Raw genomic sequence first — 24,014 nt, 5'->3', positions numbered from 1 at the left:
TGATAAAAAAGAGGCCGAAAACAAAAAAAGAACGCAAACCGGGTATAGACCACAGTCTGCGTGCTTCGCAAGTTAGGGTGTTTCTTTTTATTGCTTCAGTTAGATGGTGCTTTAACGCTTGTAACAACTAATTGCTATTCTAATGAAAAAGTTGTCACTTGTCCAGACTTTCTTCACATAAATTGTCGGATCATCTTGCAGAGACGTAAGGATTGTTTTTCTTCTCATAACCAATTGTCGTTTTGGGACCATGACCTGGATACACTTTGACCTCATCGGAGAAGGTGTATAACTTGTTCTGGATTGAATCGATCAGATCCCGTTCACGGCCTCCGGTCAGATCGGTTCTGCCCACACCCATACGGAACAGAACATCACCAGCAAACAGATCGTCACCACATAACAGACTTACACTGCCTGGGGAGTGTCCTGGTGTATGATACACTTTGAACGTATGACCAATAAAGTTCAAAGTCTGTCCTTCGTCCATGGCATATTCAGCTGGATCTGTTGAAAGCGGCGGGGTAGCCTGCGGCCAGTTCAAAGAACCATTTAATTTTGGCGTTGTGAGCCAATCACTCTCCAAGTCATGCAAATAAACAGGACAGCCTTTCAATTTGCGAATTTCATCCACACCGCCCATATGATCAAAATGCGCGTGAGTGAGCAGGATCGCTTCGATCTCCAGGTCCTGAATGGCTTTGAGTAATGGGCCCGGATTCATTCCAGGGTCAATGATTACGGCTTTACCTGGATCATCCCCCTGCAACAGATACGCATTGGTCTGGAGCGGTCCTAATGAAAACGTACGAATGTTAAGCATATCGGCTCAGTAACCCGAAATCAGTTCACGCAACTCACGAATAATAGCTGCATTGGACTCGGTTCCTTCCCCATAACGTTTCCCAATCTCTTGACGTGCAACAGCCAAATTATACTGATAATCTGCTGCTTCACGGTCCGGGTTGTTACGTTTGAATTCAACCATAACTTCCTGCACATGTTGCGGACGAGGTCCCCATTGGCCCAGTACATGTCCGCCTGTATCTGCAAAAATAACGACTGGGACAGAGCGTCCGCCCATCGTAAGGAACTCATCCATCACTTCAGGATGATTTTCCAAAATAAGAACTTCTGTCGGAATGCCAGAGATTTCCAGCGCCTGGAACACGACCGGAACATTGCGTACCACGTCGCCACACCAGTCAGCAGCCAAAATTAACACACGCAAATCATCGCGGTGATTCAGGCTTTCGAAAAATTCACGATCATCCTCACTTGGCCACGCAAAGTTGTCGTAGTTTGCCTGAAACTCACTTTGGTTCTTCGTCATGCTCTCAATGAAATCTTTCGGTGGCAGACCTTTACCGAATTTGTGAGACAAGTTTGGTTTCCCCATATCTAGACACTTCCCTTCTTTTTACGAGCATTCATCCATTTAATAAGTACATAAATAATCATAAGTGCGAGAGCAACGAGCAGAATCGGCATAATATAAGGTGCCGCTTTCTCGTTGATATGTTGCCATTGATCTCCAAGTATCATCCCTAAATATATAAACAATGCAGACCAAGGTATAACAGCGAGGGTTGTCAGCAAAATAAATCGACCCGTATGCATTTTGGATATGCCGGCAGGAATCGATATGGCATGCCTTACGACCGGAACAAAACGCGCCGTGAAAATGACCCCTGTCCCATACTTGCGGAACCACTCTTCGGAATGGTCGATGTGCTTTTTCTGGATCAGTATGTATTTTCCGTAGCGTTCAAGTACAGGTCTTCCGCCATAACGGCCAATCCAGTAAATAAATAGCTGGGCTATGACACCGCCCACGGTACCAAAAATCAATGCACCGAAAAAATTAATATGGCCTTGTGAAACGAGAAAACCTCCATATGCCAGTACAATTTCACTCGGAATAACTTCAAGCATTAGTCCAAGCATAATTCCAAAGTATCCAAGACTCTGAATCCAATCGAATAATTGATTGACAATGTTATGAATAACGTCCATCTCGACCCTCTTTCTTCATCCTGATTGGCAGTGCCCTTCCGCACCATGGATGTTCGTCCCTATTTTATCACAGGCCTCTAGCTGTTGCTACTTCACCCGTCTGGTATAGTGTCCCGCAGGCAGCCGTTTGCATATGGTATCGGGAGAGGAGCGTGAGAAAATGTCATTTAAATCAGCACCCGGTACTCCCCCGGTCAAACATAACACCCCAGGCCAGAAGCTGCCTTCTGCCCGAGGGATCCGAAGAGCATGCAGCAAGGAGCTGTATCGAACAGCCAAAAAGCTAAAGGTATATATCTCTCCCGAGCTGATGAAGCAGGCGGAGGAATTATATTATGGGAAGGTCATCGCCAATCTGCTCTGGATCGGAGAAAATCGGGATAATCGCAAAAAATTATGCGAATGGTGGAACGCGGATGTCAGCGCTGAGATTGCGACTCTATGGGGTGTGGAGGTAGAACCGCTGCAAGCTGCCTTTAAGAATGCGTTTGGCGGATATCGCCTGTAGGTTGGGAGTACTGGACAGGTAGACGAACAACTTATGGTGCAGCATATGCATATTGGTCGATTTTGAATAAACCCGAACTGCGTCGTAAACCAATACTTTCGTTGAACCCACGCGATATCATTCATGCCGTTAAATGTTGAATCATTCGATTTCATAAATCTCGTTCACCATCCGCGTTGAATGAGGTCAGATATTCAGGGACTTTTTCTGGTCACTTCTGAAGCAAGTGGACCAAAAGCAAGGAGCCGCAAATGATTCCCATAACGTAATGCTTCTTCTCCAAGCCCAAAACGCCGATCATTTCTCTCCTCCCCTGCTGCCACTTCTTGAGCCAATTGTCTATAGCGTTCGTACATCCTTACTCCAGCAGCAGCGGTCTGTCTTCCTCGTTCAGCATACCCTGACGCCAGTTCCCTCCGTGATGCCTGTTCCATCCAGTACAAGGCTTGGGACTGGCTGGACGCGTCAAAGCGATTCAGGGCCAGGCCATGTTCAAAATAGTTCCCAGCCGATTCCCCCCTACCCGATTGAGCGGCCAACCGCCCCAGCTCTCCGTAGAGTTGGGGTGAAGCAGGGGAAAAGGACAGGCTCTGCACCAATATGGATTCAGCCTTTTCCGCTGGAAGCGTGCGGGACAGGGAGATGGCGATATCCGGCCTGTAGGGGTTAAACTTGTACGCCGCAGTAAGCAGCATCTTTCGTTCAGCACCTTCTGTATTTTTTGACAGGGCTAAACGATATTGTTGTTCTGCTGCCACTTGTTGTCCAGCAAGCCAGACTGTGCCGCCAAGCCAAAACATGACGAACAGTCCGGTCAATATCCGTTGAGGCCACGGGCTTATTGGGAGGAAAAAGCGAGGGCGTTTTGGGTCAGCCGCGGATTCCTGTAAAGTCGGAGACGAGAGAGCCCAACCTCCAAGCCAAATGAACATCATCCATAGGAAGGTGAAGCTCCAGTCAAAGTCCATAGCGCCATGGAGGCCAAAAACAATAACCGAAGGCAGCAGCTGAGGTGCATGTCTCCACATCGTTCGCAGCGTGGAAAAGAACCATTCGGCGATGAGCAGCAACCCGATCACACCTGTATCGAGGGCCAGATCGAGGAAGCCGTTGTGGACCTCGCCTCCGACATAAGGCGAGGATTGGATGGCGCGAAACATGTTGCGCCATGTCTCTCCCCCGTGGCCCAGCCATGCGGCCTCGGTCCAGAGCTTCAGGGCGTCCCGCCACATCTGAAGGCGGGACAGCCCTGTGCCGACACCAGCCGCCATGCGGTCGGCGGTGGAGGCCACGGCCACAGTGCTGGCGGTGATCCCCGCCAGCACTGTGGCCGTAAGGGCAGCGGTGCGCGTACGAGCGCCGCTGTGCCACAAACGGCACAGCAGCAGCGTGCCGAGCAGCGCAGCTGCCCATGTCCCGGCCAGTGCCAGCAGGCCGGGCACGGGTGCAGGCGCCAGCTGGGCCGCAGCCAGCTGGCGGTAGAGCCAGGCCGCGCACGCCAGGGGCGCGGCCGTGGCCAGCAGCAGCGGCAGGCGGGCACCGCGCCGCTGCAAAGCGAAGGCGGCGACCGCGGCGCAGCCGGTCGCCAGCCAAGCGCCGCGCGACTCGCTCAGCAGGAGCGTGGCTTGCGCGGGCATGAGCGGCAGCACTGCCGCGATGAGCCGTCCGGCCGACAACGGCCGGGCTATGGCGCGTGCGGCGGCGGCCAGCCGCTCCAATGCGTACATGCCAACAACGGCACCGTACGCATTGGGGTACTGCAGCAATCCGCCGAGCCGTGCTCCGGCGGAGCTGATCTCCGGGTCAGCGGTTCGCATGACCCCGTAAGGCAGCGGCAGCACACCGCACGCGGCAAGCACGCCGCTTAGCACAAGCAAGCCGCCTGCCAATTGCCAGCCACAGGCAAACCATCGCGCTCCGTTCGCGCGTGCGGCCAACGTAACGGTTAGCAACGCAAATATCGTCAGAAGGCTCCAGCGCAGCATCTCATCCATGCTTCCCTGTACGCTGACAGAGCCTATCCATACATGCAGGCCGAACCAGACGGCCATAGCCAGGGGCCAAAACATCCAGCGGAAATGAGCATGCTGCATAATGGCAGCATATAGTCGTTTGAGGTATTCCAACCACTGAGCGATCCCTAGCTGTCCTCTAGCCTTCGGTGCATTGAAGCACATAATGAACAAAACAAACCAAATAAGCACACTTCCTGATGCCATCCATACCATGGGATATACGTCCGTAGCATAAAACAATCCCCTACATAGACATCCTGCCAACAGTAAAGCCACTGAAATTAAACCAAGAACTGCCGTTAATGCCGATTCTGAACTCCACTTATCCTTCTTATCTGATCTCGCCCCCTTCATGCTTCTCCCTCCTCTCTCTCTCGTCTCCATATTCTTCTTAATTAATTTCAAACCAAAAAAGACAGAAGCCCCAATAGGGTCTTCTGCCTGATTTCATGCCTTTGGCACATTATATATATTTTCACGGGACCCTCTTACCAGTATGTCCCATCAACGGCGATGGCAGACGAACTGCATCGTCTCAAACGATTAGCAACTTAATCATGCATTCATCCTTTTTACCATTCTGCCGTGAAACATTATGCATCACTCTTCATTATCCCTTTCAACAGTGATCACAGTGGCTAGCATCTTGGGTGGCATCTTTGATCGATTCCCCTTTTGAATTCTCTTGGTTTGCATCTATCCCAAGGTTCGCCGCAGCTTCTTTCAGCTTGCCGCCACCTGGGAGCAAGTCCGCACAAGCCCGCTCCAAATAAGGATCTGCGTGAATAAAATCACGGAATGCGGTATATTCGTTCCACATGTCAGCCGTCTGCCCAGCCTGGCCTCGTACGGCGCGGATTAAAATATTTTTCGGCGTATGCTCCATGTCGATAAATTCAAGCAGCTGCGTTTTGTAACCCATCAGATCGAGCAGCTTGGCACGAATGGCATCCGTTGCCAAAGCGGAGAAGCGTTCCTTCAGAATACCGTGTGACAATAACGGATTCATCACGTTGGATTCAATCTGGTCAAACAGCTCGTGCTGACAGCATGGTACAGATAAAATGACCGAAGCGCCCCAACGAACAGCTTTCTCCAAAGCAGCATCGGTTGCTGTATCACAGGCATGCAGCGTTACGACCATATCCACTTCATTCAGCTCGTCGTAGTCAGCGATGTCTCCAACGAGGAACTTCAGGTCACCGTAATGCAATTTGTTCGCCAGATCATTACAGTGTTCAATCACATCGGCTTTTAAGTCGAGGCCAATAATGTTGAGCGATCTGCGCTGTTGTACGGACAAATAGTGGTACAAAGCAAAAGTCAGATATGATTTTCCACAGCCAAAATCAACTATGGTGAGTGGGCGCCCCTCTGGCAAATGGGGGATAACGTCCTGCACCATTTCGAGGAAACGGTTGATCTGTCTGAACTTGTCGTACTTGCGAGCCAAAACGCGGCCTTCCTCGCTCATAATCCCCAGCTCGACCAGGAATGAAACGGGAACTCCATCTTCCAGCACATATTGCTTTTTGCGATTATGCGAGAGGTCCACCGCCGTCTTGGAAGCCGACTTGGTCAGGATGGACACTTTATATTTTTTGCTGATCAAAATTTGATAGTCTGCGTCTGTCGTACAGAGCAATCCTTGACGAAACGTCTCTTCGCACAGCAAAGTCATGCGTTCTGCCGCTTCAGCCGGAGTCAAATTCTCGTGCAGCACTTTGTTGGTATAATGAAATGCGAATTGATAATGAAGCTGATTCTTGAGCGTTACCGGCTTGACTTGCACTTTGGTATACGAGACATTGTCCCGTCTGCGCAGCTGGCTCCAGGTCGCTGTAATCAGCGAATTCTGTTCAAAGATGTCTTGTATAAGCTTTCGCAATGAATCCACGGGGGTACATCTCACTTTCGATTTGGTTTGGTCAACCGTTACCATACCACAATTCCGTTCCCTCTCCAAGTTAACGGCGTATTCAATTGGTTTATCGATTCAGCTCGGCAAGCCCCTCTTCCACTTCCTCACGAGGCAAACCACCTTGCTGCAATTGCTCATCTTCCAGTTGTCTTAACCTTTCATAGAAAGCCTGTACCTCACCCCGGTAATGAATGGGATGGTTGTCATCTACCTGAAGCAATCTGTACCAGCTATTCTCAGCCTGATCATAACGCCCCTGCTGTTCACGATACAAGGCAAGCTGCTTTTCCGTTCGTGCCGGAAGTTCATATAGTTTCGTCTGCTCCAATATTCCCTCCACACGACCTGGTGCATCCAGCAGCTTCGGATTAGCCCCATGATTCAGTGCGTACAGGTAAAAATGAAGTGATCTCATCAGACGAATGAGTGCTTCATCCTCTGACTCCATTTTTTCCTGGTCATCTATGCCCTCTACTTTGGCCTTTTCATTATAAATGTACGCCTCTTCTTCGATCAGCCTGGCGGCGTGTTGCAGATTGTCCACTTCAATGACGCCGCGAAAACGGAACATTTCAATGACGTCTTCAGCCGGCAGTGAGTTCAGCAGAGATAAATTCAGTCCAAACTGCCTGCGCAGCAGCTCGTCCAGTTCGGACAGGGCCTCCGTATGTTTTCGCTGTTGTTTGAGTGTAAATACTTTGCCGATCGCTTCTGTCATTTCCTCCATCATGCGGAGCAGATAATCTTTCCTGAACATGCTATGTGCCCCCTCATCGTTCGATCATGTACATTCCACTTTGACTTGCATGATCCATTCTCATCATTTTAATTCATGCCATGACAAAAAGCCAAAACATGGTTTAATGGCTCTCCCATGCTCTGTCCCTGAACAAATAAAACCCCTGCCGTTCTGGAACGAACGTTGCAGGGGTTTAGCAAGGTATCGGCGCTCCGCCAAGGAGGCGAAATCATCGGATACTCTATTTATGTTCTTTTAAAATTAAATTCACTTCGATAATCCCGTCAAAAATGATGTAATGACCTGAATTAATTCTTCCGGTGCTTCGTACATGCTCATATGTCCTGCCCCAGGAATCACGGCTTGTGTAATATGTGGCTTGTCACTTGTAAATGTACGTTCCGGCGGAATGACAGCATCCTTCTCTCCGGCAACCAGCAGGACAGGAAGTGGTGTCGCCGACAATACATCACGCCGGTCCGGACGTTCCCGCATAGCCAGTGCAGCTCCAGTTGCCCCTTGCGGAGCAGTCTGATAACCAATTTCCTTCACACGTGTCACTTGCGCTGATAGCGATTCCACATGTTCTGGTGCAAACAAACCGGGAACCAGTCCATCTACAAAGTGAACAATGCCTTCCGTCTGAATGGTGGATACTGCGCGAAGGCGTTTTTCCTTACCCTCCTCACTATCCGGATACGCTGTGGAATGAATCAAGCCGAAGGCATTCAATCGTTCTGGGTGGCGCTGTGCAATAGAAAGTGCGATATATCCGCCCATGGAGTGACCGAGCAGGACAGCCTTGTCCACCTTTAGCTCGTCCATTAATTGCAATACGTCATTGCCCATCTGATCAATCGTATAACTACCTACAGGCGCGTCCGTTTTGCCATGTCCACGCAGATCGGGTACGATGCAACGATAGCTGCGTGCAAGCTCAGGCACTACTTCATCCCAGTAGGATGAACTGCCGCAGTATCCGTGGAGCAAAATGAGTGCTTCTCCCTTACCCTGTTCGGCATAACAAATCGTCGTTCCGTCACACATCACTTTTTCCATATAAATCCCTCTCTCTGCGCGAATTAAATTAATTCAAGTTGTATATTATTAAGCCTGCATACCATTAATGAAACGTTTATCTGTATTTCACTGCTTCAGCGACCGCCTCTGCAATCGTTCGGGACATGCCCATAACGAAATGAAGTGACGTCATCTGTAGAATGGAATAAGGTCTCGGTCCATTTGCATTCACTACAGCAGCTACGCTGTAATGACCAACCGGTGGCAGCTTGCCGCCAACCGATTTTGCCGGAATAAGTGGATGTTCCGCAAGATAGTATGTACCTGTTGCCTGTTTCGGACCCAGACAAGCATCTATGGCGATAATGGCATGATGTGACGGGATAAGCGCCAGCCTCCTCTCCAACGTATCCGCATCACAAGGAGAAGCCAGAGTCCCTACAACGTGATTCACTCCGGCCTCCTGCAGCAGACTGCCTGTCAGTGGGCCCAGTGCATCTCCGGTGGAACGGTCTGTACCGATACAGATAAAGGTGATTTCATCCGGTGAATGAAGTTGATAGATGTGCTTAAAAAATAATACCAAGTCTTCTCCCTGCACATTTTGGCGGGCTTCCCTACTTTGATGACGAACCAATTCCCGCTTATATACTGCCAATCTCTTACCTCCTTTACACATGTACTCCTACCTGAGGCTCTATTGTTATATTCCTCATTTTACCCGATGCTTGATTTCGCTGCAAAAGCATTGGCCTGAGCCTGTCCAATCATGATACAATGACAACAGTTTCCGATACGGAAGGGATGGACATAACGATGGATTTAACGCAAGCAAGCGCAGCCAACATGGAATATATGATTGAAGCAATCAAAACGAAGTTGCGGATGGCCAGTGGAGCTGCCATGCAGGCTTCGTCTTTCCCACTTGAGAAGTATGAAGATTTGTTTGACCTGTATGAAATGGTCCTAAGCAAGGAACATCTGAGTATCTCTGAAGTGGAAGCCGTCGCTTCCGAACTGGGTAATCTCCGCAAATCCTAGGGCTGCATCGCCCCTGGAACTTTGAGTGGCTCTTTTATGAAGGCAGCTTCAACAAGCTGTACAAAAAGGACCTGTTCTCCACATGACAGTGGAGAACAGGTCCTTTTGCAGTTATTTTTTCGTCAAGGCAAATCCACCAATACAAATTCAGCTGTCTCGCTGCCTGTACCTGTAATTTGCAGATCACAGCTTTTGCGGATTCGTGCAGCATCACCCGGCTTGAGATTGAAGTTGCCATCTGAACATACAATCTCGATATGGCCACTAATCAGGAAGAGATGTGTACGCCGATCTTCATGTTGAGGATACATTAATTTTTTACCGGATTCCAGGTGGGACAGATAGCAAGTTACATCCTGTGAAATTGGCAATGCTCCCTCTTTTCCTTCTCCCCCTTGTCCCGATACAATCGGACAAAGACGGTTCAGATGCTTCTGAGCCTCTACACGACGATTGGTATACGAGGGCTTCAGCATGCGCTGGGATGGCAGGAACCACATCTGTAGGAAACGTACCGGTTCATCCTCGGACGGGTTAGTCTCTGAATGCTCTACCCCGGTACCCGCACTCATGACCTGAACCGTTCCCGCTTCCAACAATTGCTCCGTTCCCATGCTATCCGTATGTTTCAATGTACCTGATATGACATAACTAACAATCTCCAAGTCATGATGTGGATGTCGCTTAAAGCCTTCCTGCGGCATCAGTGTGTTGTCATTATGAGCCAAAAGACAGCCAAAATGGGCATTGCTTGGATCATCATAGTCCGCAAAGGAAAAGCTGAATTCACTGTGTATCCAACCTCGATCCGACGTGTGCCTTTCTTCCGATGTCACTACTTTAATCATGTTCATCCACCTCCAAGAGTTTAGAGCTGCCGCATTATCGCAGCAGTTCTTGCGTGTATATTTAGAATTCTATAGATCAATACCAGTTGGTATGTCATCTTTACCCGTGGTCCGGGAATTCTAATCACGCCCCTTGCTTATGGTTATACGCTTTCTTCAGGTGAGTGAAGCTTGAATTCAATCTCTGCCCGCCCCACGATTTTACCAGCGTCGTTCCGAATGTCAGGTGGATATAGTTCTGCCAGTCGTTCAATGGTTTTCCGATTGCTATAGCCAATCTGCTCCAGAATGGATTGGGCAATATTGGCCCATTCTTCTTCCGATCCGTCAAGCACTTTGAACGTAATTCCGAGGCGTTCCTTTTTCAGGGCAAAACCAAACACACCCTTAAAGCCCCCCTTAGCTACAATGTTGCTATCTTCTAGCAGCACGGAATCCACACGCTTCGTTCCTCCTACCATTAACGGATATTCGTTCATGGCTCCAGTGATGGTCTCTACCGCGGAGCGTGTAGACCGGTCCTCGATCAGATCCGGGCAAGCCAGCTTCAGATATGCGTTCGACAATGCCGACAATGGCAACGAAAATACCGGAAAGCCGCAGCCATCCGTCCCAAGTTTAATCTCTTGCTGCTCAATCCCTGCCATATAGGCCATGGTCTCCAGAATTTCGCGCTGTACCGGATGTTCTGGCTCTGCATAACTTCCCAAATCGGCCTGTTTCATCTGAGTGTATGCGAGAACGCCCAGATGTTTACCGGAGCAGTTGTGGAGGATACGACGCTTCTCTCCTTGAGATCGCAGCCATTCATTTCGGCTTTCTTCATTGAGGGGGTAACTCGGTGCGCAAATCAAGCACCCTTCACCCAATCCTATTTTGCTTTCGATCTGTTCCAGCACCTGAATATGCATCGGTTCAGATCGGTGCGAGGAAGACATAATCGCAATCTCCTGGGCTGTCAGACCATAATGCCCGGCAATACCAGCACGAATCCCCGGAATGGCCTGAAAAGGCTTGGCGGATGAACGGGTAAACGCTCTAAAATGAGGGTCTCCGGCTGAATATACAACATTTCCGTTCTCATCCGTAATGCTTATGTGTCCGTAATGGGCGCATTCCATGACGCCCGCACGGTATTCTTTAATTAACAGGGCACTCTCCATGCGAGTTCTCTCCTTTATACTCCCGAATTCATCTCTGCTTTGCGTCACGACGCCGCATGGGATATCTTAAATAGTATAGTACAAAAGCGACGTTTTTACAGTTTTTTCGACAGACATTTCGGGTAATCCTTTATCGATCTTTATCTACCCACTACCATCACTGAAGGAGATATTCATTTATGTTGCGCAAAACGCATTACCCCACTTCCGGGTTAGCTCGCAAAACTTCGGTACCTCCACTGTTCAGTTGGGCTGGTGTCGGAATTATAGCCAGCGTTTCGGTCGTCTTCTTGCTGGCGGCTCTGGGAGCACTGCTGGGTACCGATGCTGTCCTTTCATTGGATGACCGTATCCAGCAGTTATTTTATCTGAACTCGGATTCACGTCTTCATCTGCTGCCTTTCATCTCATTCATTACTGCGCTCGGTTCTTTCAGACTTTCTGCCATCGCAGCCATCGGTTTTTCCATTCTATTCTTGTGGCAGCGCCGTCCCCGTTTCCTCATATATGGATATGCGTTACTCAGCAGTTTTGCCATGATGTGGATTCTCAACACCTTATTGAAGGAAATATTCAGGCGCAGCAGACCTGAGCTGGAACATCTGCTCGTTGTTCATGGATATAGTTTTCCAAGTGGTCATGCGATGATCTCAATGGGGTTTTATGGCATGCTCTTTGTCATCTGGGCGATTGAACGACATCAACGTGAGTCTGCCGTTGCTCTGCCTGTCCTTTGCGGAATCATATTTATATTCCTGGTCGGCCTTAGCCGTATCATGCTGGGTGTACATTTTCCAACCGATGTTTTCGCCGGATTTGCTGCTGGACTGACTTGGATCTTCTGCATGATAAAAGGGATTCAACGTTCCGTCTGAATTATATTATCCTACAATTTCCAGTACATCTCTCCCTACATTGATTGTTTCACCTTGAAGCACGGCGTTTATATACGAAGTAAGCAAACGCGAACAGACACCATTCTACATCAAGCACAAGGAGGCGGTTGTTATGTGGGGTATTATTATCAGCATTGTGATGGCCATCATTATCGGTGTAATCGGTGATGCACTTGCCGGTCATAACATGCCTGGAGGAATTATCGGTGCAATGGTTGCCGGATTTGCCGGAGCCTGGCTGGGAGCACTCTTGCTTGGTAACTGGGGACCAGTCATCGGTAACTTTGCCGTAATTCCTGCCATCATTGGTACAGCAGTCTTTGTCTTTTTGCTAGGGCTTGTGTCCAGACTATTCAGACAGGCTGCCTGATCGGTTAACAAGGTGTTCGTTGTTTCGTATCCGTTTCTTAAATTAAAGAAGGAGTGATTTGACATGAATAAAGCAGAAGAACAATATCCTGTACAAAGCGGTTCCACTTTCGCCAAAGGAATTTTCATCGGAGGTTTGCTGGGAGCAGCTGCAGCACTACTCTTTGCCCCTAAACCAGGACGCGAATTGCGTGGTGACCTTTCCGAGAAAGTGGGGATCGTAACAGATCGCACAAAAGAAGTTGCAGCGGTTGTTGGTGATAAAGCTTCCGAACTGGCTAAAACGGTCTCTTCCAAAACTTCTGATATTGCAAAAACGGTAAACCAAGGACGTAATGACGTTATGGACTCCGTAAGAAAAGCTTCCGCTGATGTGGCGAATGAAGCATCCAAAGCATCGGAAGAAGTGGCAACTGCTTCCGTAGAAGCCAAGGAAGATGTACGTAAAGAAATAAACTCGACCAGCCTGTAAGGCTTTGGATCGAGTAACCAATAGCCAGCTGTATTCCAGCTGGCTATTTTTTATCCACTGCGAGATTAAAGGAGGAAGAACATGAGTAAAGTCACAATGAATGGCAATACGCCTATTACCGGAGCAAAACCCGCACAACAGTATGATACCAGCGAACACCCTTTTGAATTGCGTCATGAGGTCAAACGTCTGAACACACGGCTGGATCAGATTGCAGACAGTCTGGAAAAATCTCAAATCAAGGATATTATCGAAAACTACAGCAGTCCCAAAAAACGCATCATTACCAACTTTACCGCTGGTATGGCACGTGGTTTGGGTTTGACGGTAGGGACCTTCGTCGTTCTTGGTCTGCTCGCTTTTATTCTCAGTCAATTCGTGAACATGCCGATTGTGGGACAATATATCGCTGACTTACTGGGATACATTGAAGATTATAAAAAATAAAAGGTACAGGGTGAGGCTTGCAAAGTCATCGCCTTCGTTTGCCATTGGCACGCTTCTCTGTTTCTTTGGCCGACGGCTGAGAGGCCTTCACTTTAAGCAAATCCCCTGTCCAGCCCTTCATCATCATCCATACATACATGCCGATCATGCTAATGATTATGAGTGCAAGGACGAGTACCACACCCCATGTTTTGTCGATCCAAGGTAAATTCTCGAAGTTCATTCCCCATATGGCTCCTGCAGCCGTTGCGGGCGTGAATACCGAGGTCACAAGGGTCAGCGTCTTCATAATCTCATTGCCCCGCACTCCTGAAATGGCATTATCAATGGAGATCAGTGTATCAATCTCTGTTTCATAATGTTTGAACAAACGTTCCATCCGTTCGATCCGGTGCTGAAGCTGCTGAAAAAAACGATTCTCTTTCAATTCATCCAGGTAGGCTTCCCTGGCGGCGGCCATCAGCTCAGAATACGGAATGAACAGGTTGCTCCAATACAGGAGCTCAAATCTGGCCGCAAGTATCTGATCCATCAACGTGCGAGCATTGCGGGATTCCATCGTCCGCTCCAATTCCCTCAGATTCATTTCAAAATGATCCATACCCACATGGTAATAATGCAATATCGCACGAAAGAGCACAAACATGCCGTCCCGGGCTTCACTGCACTGTTGTAACATGGCGGCACGTTCACCTGTGTTCATAATGCCTCTGGTATTGTCATCTACGTTCAAGGTAACCAGTCTTTCTTGATCCACATAGAAAAACATCTGATTATCTTTACGTTGATCGTTTCTTTCATTCTTAACTGCATATAATAATGACCCGAATATCACGGGCTCCGTGCCGTTCATGAAGCGGACGGACAGGTAGTTGGACTCTACCTCCGGTATTTTGCGAAGCCAGTACTGCATCTCTGGAAATGCGTTCGTTAGTTCCTCCAGGGCGTCAGCCATGCTCTCCTGATCCGGTGCCACCCAATCCCACCATTCCCAATGGTCTGAGTAGGTAGCCTTGTCCCGACGCGCTTCCAGCTTGACTTGATCCACCATCACAAACATCCACTCCTGCATTCATACTGTTCATTTAAGAAATCATTGATCCCAAAAAAGGACACGTATGCATTCCATTGGAATCACGTGTCCTTCTTTATGCCGTGCTCAATATCATCACTGATCTGCATCTCATAATAATGAAGCGTTCGACATAATCTGTTTTAATTTCTCAGTGGCTCGCTTCTGGATACGGGATACACTCATTTGGGATACTCCCAGTTTCTGAGCAATTGCCCGCTGCGACTGACCATCCTGAAATGCCAAAATAAGCACCTTTTGTTCCTGTTCCTTCAACTGTCCCAATGCCTGCTGCAAGTCCATCCGCTTCTCAACCGAATCGAAGTCATTCACATCAGAACTGATCAGTTCACCCAAAGTAGCTGCACTCTCATCCTGTGATAGCGGAGAATCCAGTGACACATAGTGGTAACATTCCCGACCAGCCAAGACTTCGATGGTTTCCTCAGGGGTTAAATCAAGGTATTCAGCAATCTCGTTCACACCTGGTGAACGCTCCAGCTTCACTGTCAATTCATCAATGGCATGCTGGACAAGTGCTCCCTTTTCCTTAATTCTGCGGGGCACCTGAATATACCAGGACTTGTCCCTCAAATAATTTTTCATATGACCGATCATACTCTTCATGGCATAAGGTTCAAACGGAATACCGAGATTGATATCGTATTGCTTCAGCAAACGAATCAGAGCCATCTGCCCGGTCTGATACAAATCCTCATACAGATCGGGTCGATTCCGCGCAATTTTACCTGCTGCCATCTTCACCATCGGTTCATATTTGCGGATAAGAACTGTTGCAATTTCGTTATCCTGGGTTTGCTGGTATTCCCAGATCAAACCTATAGCTTCAGACATGGACTCTGGGGGAGTCACTTTTTCATTCATACTTTCTCCTCACTTCTTGCAAGACGTTTTACGAGTACTACTTTCGTACCTTTGCCCGTCTCACTTTCCACACTGACATCGTCCATCAGAGCTTGCATCAGGTAAAATCCAAGTCCACCGATTTGGGCATCTGTCAGCTCTTTGTCGTGAAGGCCTGAACGGGATACCGCCGGGTTAATGTTCTCGAAGCTGGCTCCTTCATCTTTGACGGTGATAGCCAGCGTGTCACTATCCACTTCGAACACAACCTCAACCATGCCGCCTTCGTGTGAGTAAGCATACAGTACAGAGTTGTTACAAGCCTCGGATACAGCAACCTTCATATCCTCAATGTCCTCATAAGAAAATCCCATTTTGGACGCAACACCATATAAATTGAGCCTTACAATATCAACGTAATCAGCTGTCGCCGGTAAATTAAGGGTGACTCTTTGAACTTCTGCATTCATTCCTTTTTCGATCCTTTCCTATTGGGAATTCTTCTGTGAGACAAAGAATTTGGCAATACCCGTCATATCAAAAAGTTTCTGAATTTGCGCAGGAACTTCCTGTACTTCAAAGCGAGCTTCCATTCCATGCCGTGCTTTCAGAACAGATAACAGGATACCAATTCCTGTACTATCAATGTACTTCAAATCTTGCATGTTAATGATCAAATCTTGTTCCTTGTTGTCCACTAAGGGCTCCATTACCAAACGGAATTCAGGAGCAACCGACAAATCCAGTTCGCCAGTCAGATACACCGTGCATACGCCGTCATGTGTTTCTGTTCTTGCATTGAATTTTTCATTTTTATTTGTATTCATTAGACATCTCTCTCCTGATCAATGGTTTCTTTACCTAATAACCCATCTACAGCCCATATGAAACAGTAATCGAATTAGCAAATATTTCAATTAGCCTGATTTATGGCCGATCTATTGGATTTGAACAATTGCCTTTCTTCCTGAAATCGGGACAACTTCTGTTTCACATTGCCCATTTTCACAGGTTTGCTGATGTAATCGTCCATACCTACAGTGGAACAGCGCTGTTGAATACCATCCATGACATTGGCGGTCATTGCTACAATAACCGGCTGCTGGTCTTGAGGAAGGCTCTCACGAATTCTGCGAGTACACTCCAATCCATCCATCACGGGCATTTGTAAGTCCATAAATATATAGTCATAATTGCGGTTCGCCAGAACCATCTCCAGCGCTTTCTTGCCATCTTCAGCGATATCTGCGATGAGTCCAAGCTTGCCCAGCATAATGGACATCAGCTTCTGATTAATAGGGTGATCATCGACAATTAATACGCTTGGATGCATTTCATCATTTTTTTTAATGTCCGTAAGCTGATCTTCCCCCATACCTGTCGTCAGCTCCTTCTCGACATACCGCTGCGCCTGAATGGTAAATACAAACGTTGCACCACGCAGTTCCGATGTATCCAGATATATCTGACCACCCATCATTTCGACGAGCGTTTTGCATATAGCGAGCCCCAGACCGGTTCCACCATACTTGCGCGTCATGGATGTATCCAGTTGGGAAAACGGCTGAAACAGACGGTTTACTTTATCTGGTGCTATACCTATTCCTGTATCTTTTACAGCAAACTCCAGCGTCATTCGCCCGTCTTTTTCCTCATTAACGGATACGATCAGATACACGCCGCCATGGTCCGTGAACTTGATCGCATTGGCAATCAGATTCAACAAGACCTGGCGCAGCCTAGCCATATCTCCATAGATCAGCTCGGGTACCGAATCTTCCAGGAAATATTCCAGCTCAATATTCTTTTTGCCAGCTTCTACCGTGAACAGTCTCAGCACTTCACGAATACAGGAAACAAGTTCGAACGGATGCTCTTCAAGCTCCATTTTGCCGGATTCCATCTTGGTGAAATCAAGAATATCGTTAATCACCGTAACGAGTGCATCGGCACTGCGACGAACAATGTCCGCGTATTCCTTCTGATCTTCCTTCAGATCCGTTTCCATCAACAGATCAACCATACCGATAACACCATTCATCGGCGTGCGAATCTCATGACTCATCATGGCAAGGAACTCGGTCTTCGCGTTTGCCGCGATTTCCGCTTCCTCTTTGGCCTGAATGAGCTGCTGATTCATTTTCTCCAGTTCCTGCGTCTTTTGATGCAGCAGCATCGTCTGTGTTTTCAAACGTTTATTCGTGATAAACATTTCTACAAAGCCCTCGATTTTGGATTTCAAAATCTGAGGGATAAATGGCTTGACCATATAATCAATGGCCCCTGCGGAATAACCTGCAAATAAATGCTCTGCCTCTCTGCTATTTGCAGAGATGAAAATAATCGGCACGTCCTTGGACTTGTCACGCGCCTTAATTAACTTTGCTGTCTCAATTCCGTCCATCCCAGGCATCTGCACATCCAGCACAATGACCGCAAATTCGTCTTTCAGCAAACAGCGAAGTGCCTCTTCCCCGGAGGTTGCCTTGACGAGCTTGTACTGTTCCGATTCCAGAACCGCTTCGAGAGCGAGCAGGTTCTCGGGGCGGTCATCTACCAATAATATGTGGATTGGTTCATTGAGCCCCATGACTAAGCCTAACCCCCTATTTAATCTTCCGGTATATTTTTTCCGTCCGGTCTAACGGCTCGTAGGCATCGCTGAATTCCGTAAAATGTATCGATTCTTTAGACCCCAGAACTAGGATGCCGAAGTGGCTCAAACTTTCATGAAAAAGTCCGTGCACATGGTTTCGCAATTCATCATTGAAATAAATCATGACATTGCGGCAGAAGATTACATTAAACTCGTTAAATGACCGGTCTGTTGCCAAATTATGTTCGGCAAAAATAATATTTTTCCGTAGATAAGGATGAAATATAACGGAATTATATTTCGCGGTGTAATACTCCGAGAATGCACGGGTGCCCCCGGCTTCCAGATAATTTGTAGTATATAATTTCATTTTCTCAATGCCATATACGCCTTCCTTGGCCTGCTGCAATGAGCGATCGTTCATATCGGTTGCGTATATTCTTGCCTTGTCGTACAGTCCTTCCTCATGCAGCATAATCGCCATGGAATAGACTTCTTCCCCTGTAGAACAGCCAGCATGCCATATCCGGATGTATGGATAAGTCCTCAGTATAGGAATAATCTGTTCCCTGAAGAATCGAAACAAAGATGGATCACGAAACATTTCCGTTACAGGGATGGACAAATTCTGTACAAAACGATCAAATACAGAACGGTCATGCAGCACCCTTTCCTGTAAACCAGAAATGGTCTTCAATCCTTCGGCATGTACGTAATGCCAGATTCTGCGTCTTAACGACGGTAATGCGTAGTTCCTGAAATCATATCCATATAAACGGTGCATACCTTCCAATAGCAACTCGATCTCGATCAGTTCACGCTCTTCATCTTGCGGCATGCGGATCGATTCTGCCTCCGCCTCGGTAGGTTCCCACGGTGTCATATTTTCTCTCCACTTCTTCATTTGTTACTTGCGTAATAGATGTATTGTCCTTCATTACCCAAACTATCGGGTTACGAATACAGCCATACCCGCATCAGGGATAACAATTGATCCGTTTGGATCGGTTTTTTTACATAATCGGATGCTCCAGCCTCAATACACTTGCCTCGATCCTCTTTCATCGCTTTTGCGGTTAAGGCGATAATTGGCAGTTTTTCGAATTTCGGTATCTGTCTGATCCGTGTCATCGCCTCATAACCGTCCATTTCCGGCATCATCATGTCCATTAATACCAGATCGATTTCCGGGTTTTTATCCAGAATCTCCAAAGCTTCACGACCGTTCTCCGCAAATGTGACATCCATGCGATAACCTTCAAGCACGCTTGAAAGGGCAAATACATTACGGATGTCGTCATCCACTAACAATATTTTCTTTCCTTCAAACAAGGTTTCCTTGTTATGCAGCTTCTGCAGAATTCGACGTTTGTCTTCCGGCAGGTTAGCTTCTACCCGGTGCAAGAACAAGGTCGTCTCATCGAGCAGACGTTCAGGTGATTTCACGTCCTTGATGATAATGGACTCTGCGTATTTGCGAAGCTTCATCTCTTCTTTGCTGTCCAGCTCTTTACCTGTATAAATAATGATTGGCAGATCATTCAGATACTGATCGTCCCGAATCTGGTCAAGCAGCTCGAATCCGGTCATATCTGTCAGCATCAAGTCCAGAACCATGCAGTCATAGCGTTGGCTGTGCAATTCATTCAAGGCTTCACTGCCAGTGGACACTGCTGTAATAGCGACATCATCGTGGCCGATCAGTTCAATGATGGCTTTCCGCTGTATTTCATCATCTTCCACAATCAATAGACGTTTCAGTTGATTTTCTGTATAGGATTCGATATGCGAGAAAGCTTTATCCAGCGAATCTTTACTGGAAGGTTTTTTCAAATAAGCAATGGCACCCATCATCAACCCTTGCTTCATATCATCAATTACCGAAATAACATGTACCGGGATATGACGTGTCGCCGAGCTGCTTTTCAGCTCACCCAGAATCGTCCAGCCATCCATCACAGGCAACTGAATATCGAGGATGATCGCATCCGGCAAATATTGACGGGCCATTTCGAGTCCTTTGTCTCCCTGAAGCGCCACAATAGCCTTAAATCCTCTGCCTCTCGCCATATCCATTAAAATGTGCGCAAAATTCACATCGTCCTCAATGATGAGTAGAATTTTGTCACCTTCCAAGAGGTTTTCCTGATCATCCTCCAATATTACAGGTACAGGTGAGTCGGATGGAGGCAGCTCCATAATTGAAATGCTTTCCGGGTCAGGTGTCAGTACGGTCTGTCTGCCCGAACGCATCGTCCGTGAGTCTCTTACTGACTTATCAATCTCAGAAGAAGCAGCGGCTTCTCTTGCCGCGTCGTCCACCTGAACTTCCTCTTCGTGATTATCCGGCAGGAACAAGGTAAAGCTGCTGCCCACACCTTCGGAAGACTCTACCTGAATAGCTCCCCCAAGCAGACGGGCAAGTTCGCGACTTATGGACAAACCCAGACCCGTTCCACCATATTTACGGCTGGTTGTACCGTCCACCTGCTGGAATGCTTCAAAGATCAGATCCGTCTTGTCGGAAGGAATTCCAATCCCGGTATCCTTCACGGTAAAGCCTACATATTCCTGGTTCGTATTCAGATACCCAGGAAGATCTTCTTTCTTCATCTTCCGTCCAATCAGGCTTACAGATCCCCGGTTGGTAAACTTGAACGCGTTCGACAACAGATTCCGCAAAATCTGTTTAACGCGATGGCTGTCGGTATATACCCATTCCGGCAAATTATTGTCGAACTCAATGTTCAGGCTGAGTTCTTTTTTATTCGCCATCGGGCCAAAATTCTGTTGAACAAAGCTGGTCAGTTCTTCCATCCGCATCGTTTCATAATTGATATCCATTTTGCCTGCATCCACTTTGGACAGATCCAAAATTTCATCAATCATTTTCAGCAAGTCCGCACCGGACATATAGATCGTCTGAGCATACTCCTGCTGTTTAACACTCAGGTTTCCATCCTTGTTCTCCGATAACAATTGGGACAGGATCAGAAGACTGTTAAGGGGTGTACGCAGTTCATGCGACATGTTTGCCAAAAATTCCGACTTGTACTTGCTTGTCATCGACAATTGCATCGCTTGCTGTTCCAACTGGGTTTTGGTTTTCTCAATCTCGTCGTTCTTCTCTTCCACTTCACGAACCTGTTCTTCCAGTGCGCGAGTCTTGGCAATCAGTTCGGTATTAAAGTGCTCTAATTCTTCCTGTTGACGCTGTAACAGCTCTTCAGAACGTTTGAGAGCTCCCGTCTGTTCTTCCAGATTTTCATTAGAACGGCGCAATTCCTCTTGCTGTGTCTGAAGCTCTTCAGACTGCACCTGCAATTCCTCTGTGAGCGCCTGGGATTCACGCAGCAGTTCTTCCACTCGCAAACGACGACGAACGTTGTTGAGAATGACGCCCAGATTCATAATCAGCTGTGAGAACAACTGTGTATGCAAATTGGTGAACCCTTCAAATGAAGCCAGTTCGACAACACCAATCAGTTCATCCTCAAATACGACAGGATAGATCATCACACCAGAAGCACGCGATGATCCCGTTGCTGATCCGATGTCCACATAATCCTCTGGCGTTTTATCCAGAATAATTGGCGCCATATCCAATGCGGCTTGACCAATCAATCCCTCGCCAATACGGTAAACCTCTTTGCCAACATCTTTATTCTCTTCAAACGCGTAGGCACCATACCGTCTCAATTCGTCCGGATGTTTCTCTTCATCGATCAGGTATACGACACCCAGTTGAGCTCCAAGCACAGGTGTGAATTCACTGATAAACATCTGTGAGATCTGGCGAATCGATCCTATACCCCGCAATAATTCCGGAACTCTGGCTATGTTGGAACTCATCCAGTTCTGATCCTGCTGCGCTTGTAGATAAGCTTTCTCAACTTCCAGTTTTTCTTCCAAATCATTGGAGACATCCTTGAACACACTGGCAATCTGACCAATTTCGTCGGTAGACTTCACCTGTATGCGGCGAATGGTCCGATAACGGCCTTTTCCAAAGCTGGTGATCATCATGGACACGGTATTCAGCCCCCGTGTAATACTTGGCAGCACCCACATAATGACACCCAATGCAAGTAACAATCCGGCAATCATGATGGCTACGGTAATCTGAACCGCGCGCATATAGGCTGCATTCGCATCTTTAATCTCGGTATCTATCTCCTGGTCCTGAAAACGGGACAAGGCATTCAAGCTATCTACAGCTTCCTTCTGCACCGCCAAGCCGGTTGAATTCCGGTAGTTATTGGCATCTTCCACCCGATTCTGGGACATTAAGCTGACCTGTCTCGCGGCATAAGCATTGTAAGCTTCCCAGGCCGTATTCACACGATCTACCAGTTGGTGCTCTGGTGCACTGTCTGCCCGGTCCCGCACTTCCTCAAGGTAGCCTTTGCCCTTTTCCTGCATGGCCTTCAAATCACTGTCTGCGGCACTAATTGAATTGTTGGGATTCAGCAACAAGTTAGCCAGCACTTTGGCTATATCATTAACCTCTCCACGTGCAGCAGAAGTATATCTGACTTTAAGGTATCGCTCCTGATACATCTGATCGAGCTGTTTATTGCTGCTGTTCAGCCGTTCGTAACTCACAAACGTAAGCACGATCATGATAGCCATCAGAGCGGTAAAGCCAATCAGCAGTTTATTTCTGATTTTCATTCAGCTTCGACCCCTTTATTTAAGGTAATCCACACCAAACATTTATCATCATCCCGCTCCTGCAGAATTTCATCATCGAAGAACAACGCCTGCATGGCCGCTTCATCCCACTGGTGGGAACCCGCCAGATGTTCCTTCAGAAATGCCTGCTGCATTTCCTGATCACCTTGAACAGCTTCAGTCAGCCCATCTGTATAAAGTGCAATGTGACCATCACCCTCATAGTGAATCGTCTGTGGTTCAATATCCATTTTGTCGAACAGTCCTACAGGACAGCAGACGCTGTCAAACGTTGTCACACTTCCGTCGTGACGGAAAAAGAGTGCTGGCGGATGGCCTGCGTTAACATAATCAATCCGCTTCATGCGTGTATCTACGACCAGATATATCGCTGTAAAATAGTACTGTACCAGCTGTTTTTCCAGATGCAACTGATTAAAGCGACGATTCAGCTCCTGAATAACCTTTTCCGGGTCCACATACGTTGTAACCGTGTCTTTCAACACGGAAGCAATAAACATGGTAAATAGGGATGAAGATATCCCATGCCCCATCATATCCAGCAGTAGTACCCCATATCTGCCTTCGCCAAGCGGGTACCATGAATACAGATCACCCGCCAGCTCAAAGGAAGGCTTATAAATGGCATTAACGTGAAACAACGGGTCTTCAATAGCGGGACTTAACACAGCATTCTGTACCATCGCCGCAAGCTTCAGCTCATCCTGAATCCGCTGATCACGCTCTTTATGCCAGTCCTTCTCCTGCTTCAGACGAAGCGCAAGACGGATTCTGGCCATCAGTTCGACTTTGTTAATCGGTTTGGTCACATAATCGGATGCCCCTGCATCGAGCGCCTCGGCCAATTTCTTGGAATCTCCGATCGCAGTTACCATAATAATAGGTATATCCTTGAGATTTTCGAATTTCTGCACAATACTGCATGCTTCGATTCCATCCATCTCCGGCATCATCATATCTAGCAAAATCAGGTCAATATCCGACGGCTTGGGACGAAGTTCATTGTTTTCCTCACCAATCCCTAGGATCTCAAACATCTCCATAGCAGAACTTGCCGTTACAATGTCACGATAGTTTTCTTTTTTCAGAATTTCTCGAATGATAATGACATTCGTCGGATTGTCGTCAACAATAAGTATTCTCATTTCTATCTCCTTATCTGTGGCGTCCGGGTTTGTCGATTCTTATCAGGTCAGCTAACAACCTTAATTATACAAATTTCGCATACAACACAGCGGTAGACATAATAATTCCTAGTATAACTATAATCGTATCATCAGAAAACTTCTATCAGTAAATGGCACCATCGCAGGAGAATTCACCCGCTCGCTA

Annotated in this window: 24 protein-coding genes; 6 read left to right on the top strand and 18 right to left on the bottom strand. The window is 47.5% G+C overall.

The annotated features are described in order from the left end of the window. Nucleotides 1-190: 190 nt before the first annotated feature. Genes BMY78_RS29290 through BMY78_RS29280 form a run of 3 tightly spaced genes read right to left on the bottom strand, consistent with a single transcriptional unit; the run spans nt 191 to nt 2,016 of the window. Nucleotides 191-823 (bottom strand): MBL fold metallo-hydrolase, encoded by a 633-nt coding sequence (locus BMY78_RS29290; RefSeq protein ID WP_090904734.1) that lies wholly within the window; start codon nt 821-823, stop codon nt 191-193. A gap of 6 nt (nt 824-829) precedes the next feature. Beyond that, nucleotides 830-1,399 carry a thioredoxin family protein gene (locus BMY78_RS29285; protein ID WP_090904733.1) on the bottom strand — a complete coding sequence of 190 codons (570 nt, stop codon included), beginning with the start codon at nt 1,397-1,399 and terminating at the stop codon, nt 830-832. A gap of 2 nt (nt 1,400-1,401) precedes the next feature. Continuing rightward, the gene (locus tag BMY78_RS29280) at nt 1,402-2,016 is read right to left on the bottom strand and encodes an undecaprenyl phosphate transporter UptA (RefSeq protein WP_062329994.1); all 615 of its coding nucleotides are present in this window, start codon (nt 2,014-2,016) and stop codon (nt 1,402-1,404) included. A gap of 160 nt (nt 2,017-2,176) precedes the next feature. Between BMY78_RS29280 and BMY78_RS29275 the strand changes: the two genes are divergently transcribed. Next, on the top strand, nt 2,177-2,524 hold the full coding sequence (locus BMY78_RS29275) for a dehydrogenase (RefSeq protein WP_090904732.1): 348 nt from the start codon (nt 2,177-2,179) through the stop codon (nt 2,522-2,524). 194 nt (nt 2,525-2,718) lie between these two features. Here BMY78_RS29275 and BMY78_RS29270 read toward each other — a convergent pair whose 3' ends face one another. The 5 genes from BMY78_RS29270 to yyaC form a co-directional block, all read right to left on the bottom strand. Next, nucleotides 2,719-4,893 carry an O-antigen ligase family protein gene (locus tag BMY78_RS29270; protein WP_177185913.1) on the bottom strand — a complete coding sequence of 725 codons (2,175 nt, stop codon included), beginning with the start codon at nt 4,891-4,893 and terminating at the stop codon, nt 2,719-2,721. A gap of 265 nt (nt 4,894-5,158) precedes the next feature. Next, nucleotides 5,159-6,436, bottom strand: a complete 1,278-nt coding sequence (locus BMY78_RS29265) for a class I SAM-dependent methyltransferase (protein ID WP_090904765.1) — start codon at nt 6,434-6,436, stop codon at nt 5,159-5,161. Between the two features lie 91 nt (nt 6,437-6,527). After that, a complete protein-coding gene (locus BMY78_RS29260) occupies nt 6,528-7,217 on the bottom strand; it encodes a DUF6483 family protein (RefSeq protein ID WP_090904730.1) in 690 nt (229 codons plus the stop codon). A 249-nt stretch (nt 7,218-7,466) separates the two neighbouring features. After that, on the bottom strand, nt 7,467-8,258 hold the full coding sequence (locus tag BMY78_RS29255) for an alpha/beta fold hydrolase (protein ID WP_090904729.1): 792 nt from the start codon (nt 8,256-8,258) through the stop codon (nt 7,467-7,469). A gap of 76 nt (nt 8,259-8,334) precedes the next feature. After that, the gene (gene yyaC / locus BMY78_RS29250; protein ID WP_256222507.1) at nt 8,335-8,877 is read right to left on the bottom strand and encodes a spore protease YyaC; all 543 of its coding nucleotides are present in this window, start codon (nt 8,875-8,877) and stop codon (nt 8,335-8,337) included. 158 nt (nt 8,878-9,035) lie between these two features. On the opposite strand from yyaC, the gene BMY78_RS29245 reads away from it, so the two are divergent. Further along, nucleotides 9,036-9,260 carry a DUF1128 domain-containing protein gene (locus tag BMY78_RS29245; protein ID WP_090904727.1) on the top strand — a complete coding sequence of 75 codons (225 nt, stop codon included), beginning with the start codon at nt 9,036-9,038 and terminating at the stop codon, nt 9,258-9,260. Nucleotides 9,261-9,382: 122 nt separating this feature from the next. On the opposite strand, the gene BMY78_RS29240 is transcribed toward BMY78_RS29245, so the two are convergent. Together BMY78_RS29240 and BMY78_RS29235 are read right to left on the bottom strand one after the other, a co-directional pair. After that, complete coding sequence (locus BMY78_RS29240; protein WP_090904726.1) at nt 9,383-10,108, bottom strand: pirin family protein; 726 nt, start codon at nt 10,106-10,108, stop codon at nt 9,383-9,385. A 143-nt stretch (nt 10,109-10,251) separates the two neighbouring features. Then, complete coding sequence (locus BMY78_RS29235; protein ID WP_090904725.1) at nt 10,252-11,271, bottom strand: asparaginase; 1,020 nt, start codon at nt 11,269-11,271, stop codon at nt 10,252-10,254. 179 nt (nt 11,272-11,450) lie between these two features. On the opposite strand from BMY78_RS29235, the gene BMY78_RS29230 reads away from it, so the two are divergent. From BMY78_RS29230 to BMY78_RS29215, 4 genes are all read left to right on the top strand, one after another. After that, nucleotides 11,451-12,146 (top strand): phosphatase PAP2 family protein, encoded by a 696-nt coding sequence (locus BMY78_RS29230; protein WP_090904724.1) that lies wholly within the window; start codon nt 11,451-11,453, stop codon nt 12,144-12,146. 133 nt (nt 12,147-12,279) lie between these two features. Continuing rightward, nucleotides 12,280-12,537, top strand: a complete 258-nt coding sequence (locus tag BMY78_RS29225; protein ID WP_090904723.1) for a GlsB/YeaQ/YmgE family stress response membrane protein — start codon at nt 12,280-12,282, stop codon at nt 12,535-12,537. Between the two features lie 63 nt (nt 12,538-12,600). Continuing rightward, a complete protein-coding gene (locus BMY78_RS29220) occupies nt 12,601-13,008 on the top strand; it encodes a YtxH domain-containing protein (protein ID WP_090904722.1) in 408 nt (135 codons plus the stop codon). A gap of 81 nt (nt 13,009-13,089) precedes the next feature. Further along, a complete protein-coding gene (locus BMY78_RS29215) occupies nt 13,090-13,455 on the top strand; it encodes a DUF5665 domain-containing protein (protein ID WP_090904721.1) in 366 nt (121 codons plus the stop codon). Nucleotides 13,456-13,480: 25 nt separating this feature from the next. On the opposite strand, the gene BMY78_RS29210 is transcribed toward BMY78_RS29215, so the two are convergent. The 8 genes from BMY78_RS29210 to BMY78_RS29175 all read right to left on the bottom strand — a co-directional run bounded on the left by BMY78_RS29210 (nt 13,481) and on the right by BMY78_RS29175 (nt 23,827). Further along, the gene (locus BMY78_RS29210; protein WP_256222514.1) at nt 13,481-14,506 is read right to left on the bottom strand and encodes a magnesium transporter CorA family protein; all 1,026 of its coding nucleotides are present in this window, start codon (nt 14,504-14,506) and stop codon (nt 13,481-13,483) included. A 132-nt stretch (nt 14,507-14,638) separates the two neighbouring features. After that, nucleotides 14,639-15,412: a sigma-70 family RNA polymerase sigma factor gene (locus BMY78_RS29205; protein WP_024631358.1), complete on the bottom strand. Its 774-nt coding sequence runs from the start codon at nt 15,410-15,412 to the stop codon at nt 14,639-14,641. Next, on the bottom strand, nt 15,409-15,861 hold the full coding sequence (gene rsbW, locus BMY78_RS29200; RefSeq protein ID WP_090904720.1) for an anti-sigma B factor RsbW: 453 nt from the start codon (nt 15,859-15,861) through the stop codon (nt 15,409-15,411). Before rsbW ends, BMY78_RS29205 begins: the two co-directional genes overlap by 4 nt. Nucleotides 15,862-15,879: 18 nt before the next feature. Beyond that, a complete protein-coding gene (locus BMY78_RS29195; RefSeq protein ID WP_053778980.1) occupies nt 15,880-16,218 on the bottom strand; it encodes an STAS domain-containing protein in 339 nt (112 codons plus the stop codon). Nucleotides 16,219-16,304: 86 nt separating this feature from the next. Then, nucleotides 16,305-17,981 carry a response regulator gene (locus BMY78_RS29190; protein ID WP_090904719.1) on the bottom strand — a complete coding sequence of 559 codons (1,677 nt, stop codon included), beginning with the start codon at nt 17,979-17,981 and terminating at the stop codon, nt 16,305-16,307. Between the two features lie 16 nt (nt 17,982-17,997). Continuing rightward, a complete protein-coding gene (locus BMY78_RS29185; RefSeq protein ID WP_177185912.1) occupies nt 17,998-18,870 on the bottom strand; it encodes a CheR family methyltransferase in 873 nt (290 codons plus the stop codon). 71 nt (nt 18,871-18,941) lie between these two features. Beyond that, complete coding sequence (locus BMY78_RS29180; protein ID WP_090904718.1) at nt 18,942-22,661, bottom strand: response regulator; 3,720 nt, start codon at nt 22,659-22,661, stop codon at nt 18,942-18,944. Beyond that, the gene (locus BMY78_RS29175) at nt 22,658-23,827 is read right to left on the bottom strand and encodes a PP2C family protein-serine/threonine phosphatase (RefSeq protein ID WP_111620660.1); all 1,170 of its coding nucleotides are present in this window, start codon (nt 23,825-23,827) and stop codon (nt 22,658-22,660) included. The genes BMY78_RS29180 and BMY78_RS29175 overlap by 4 nt, the downstream gene beginning before the upstream one ends. Nucleotides 23,828-24,014: the final 187 nt, after the last annotated feature.

The sequence above is a fragment of the Paenibacillus sp. OK076 genome, assembly GCF_900110055.1.
Lineage (GTDB): Bacteria > Bacillota > Bacilli > Paenibacillales > Paenibacillaceae > Paenibacillus.
Note: the sequence above shows the minus strand (reverse complement) of the source record. Positions and strands in the feature narration are given on the sequence as shown.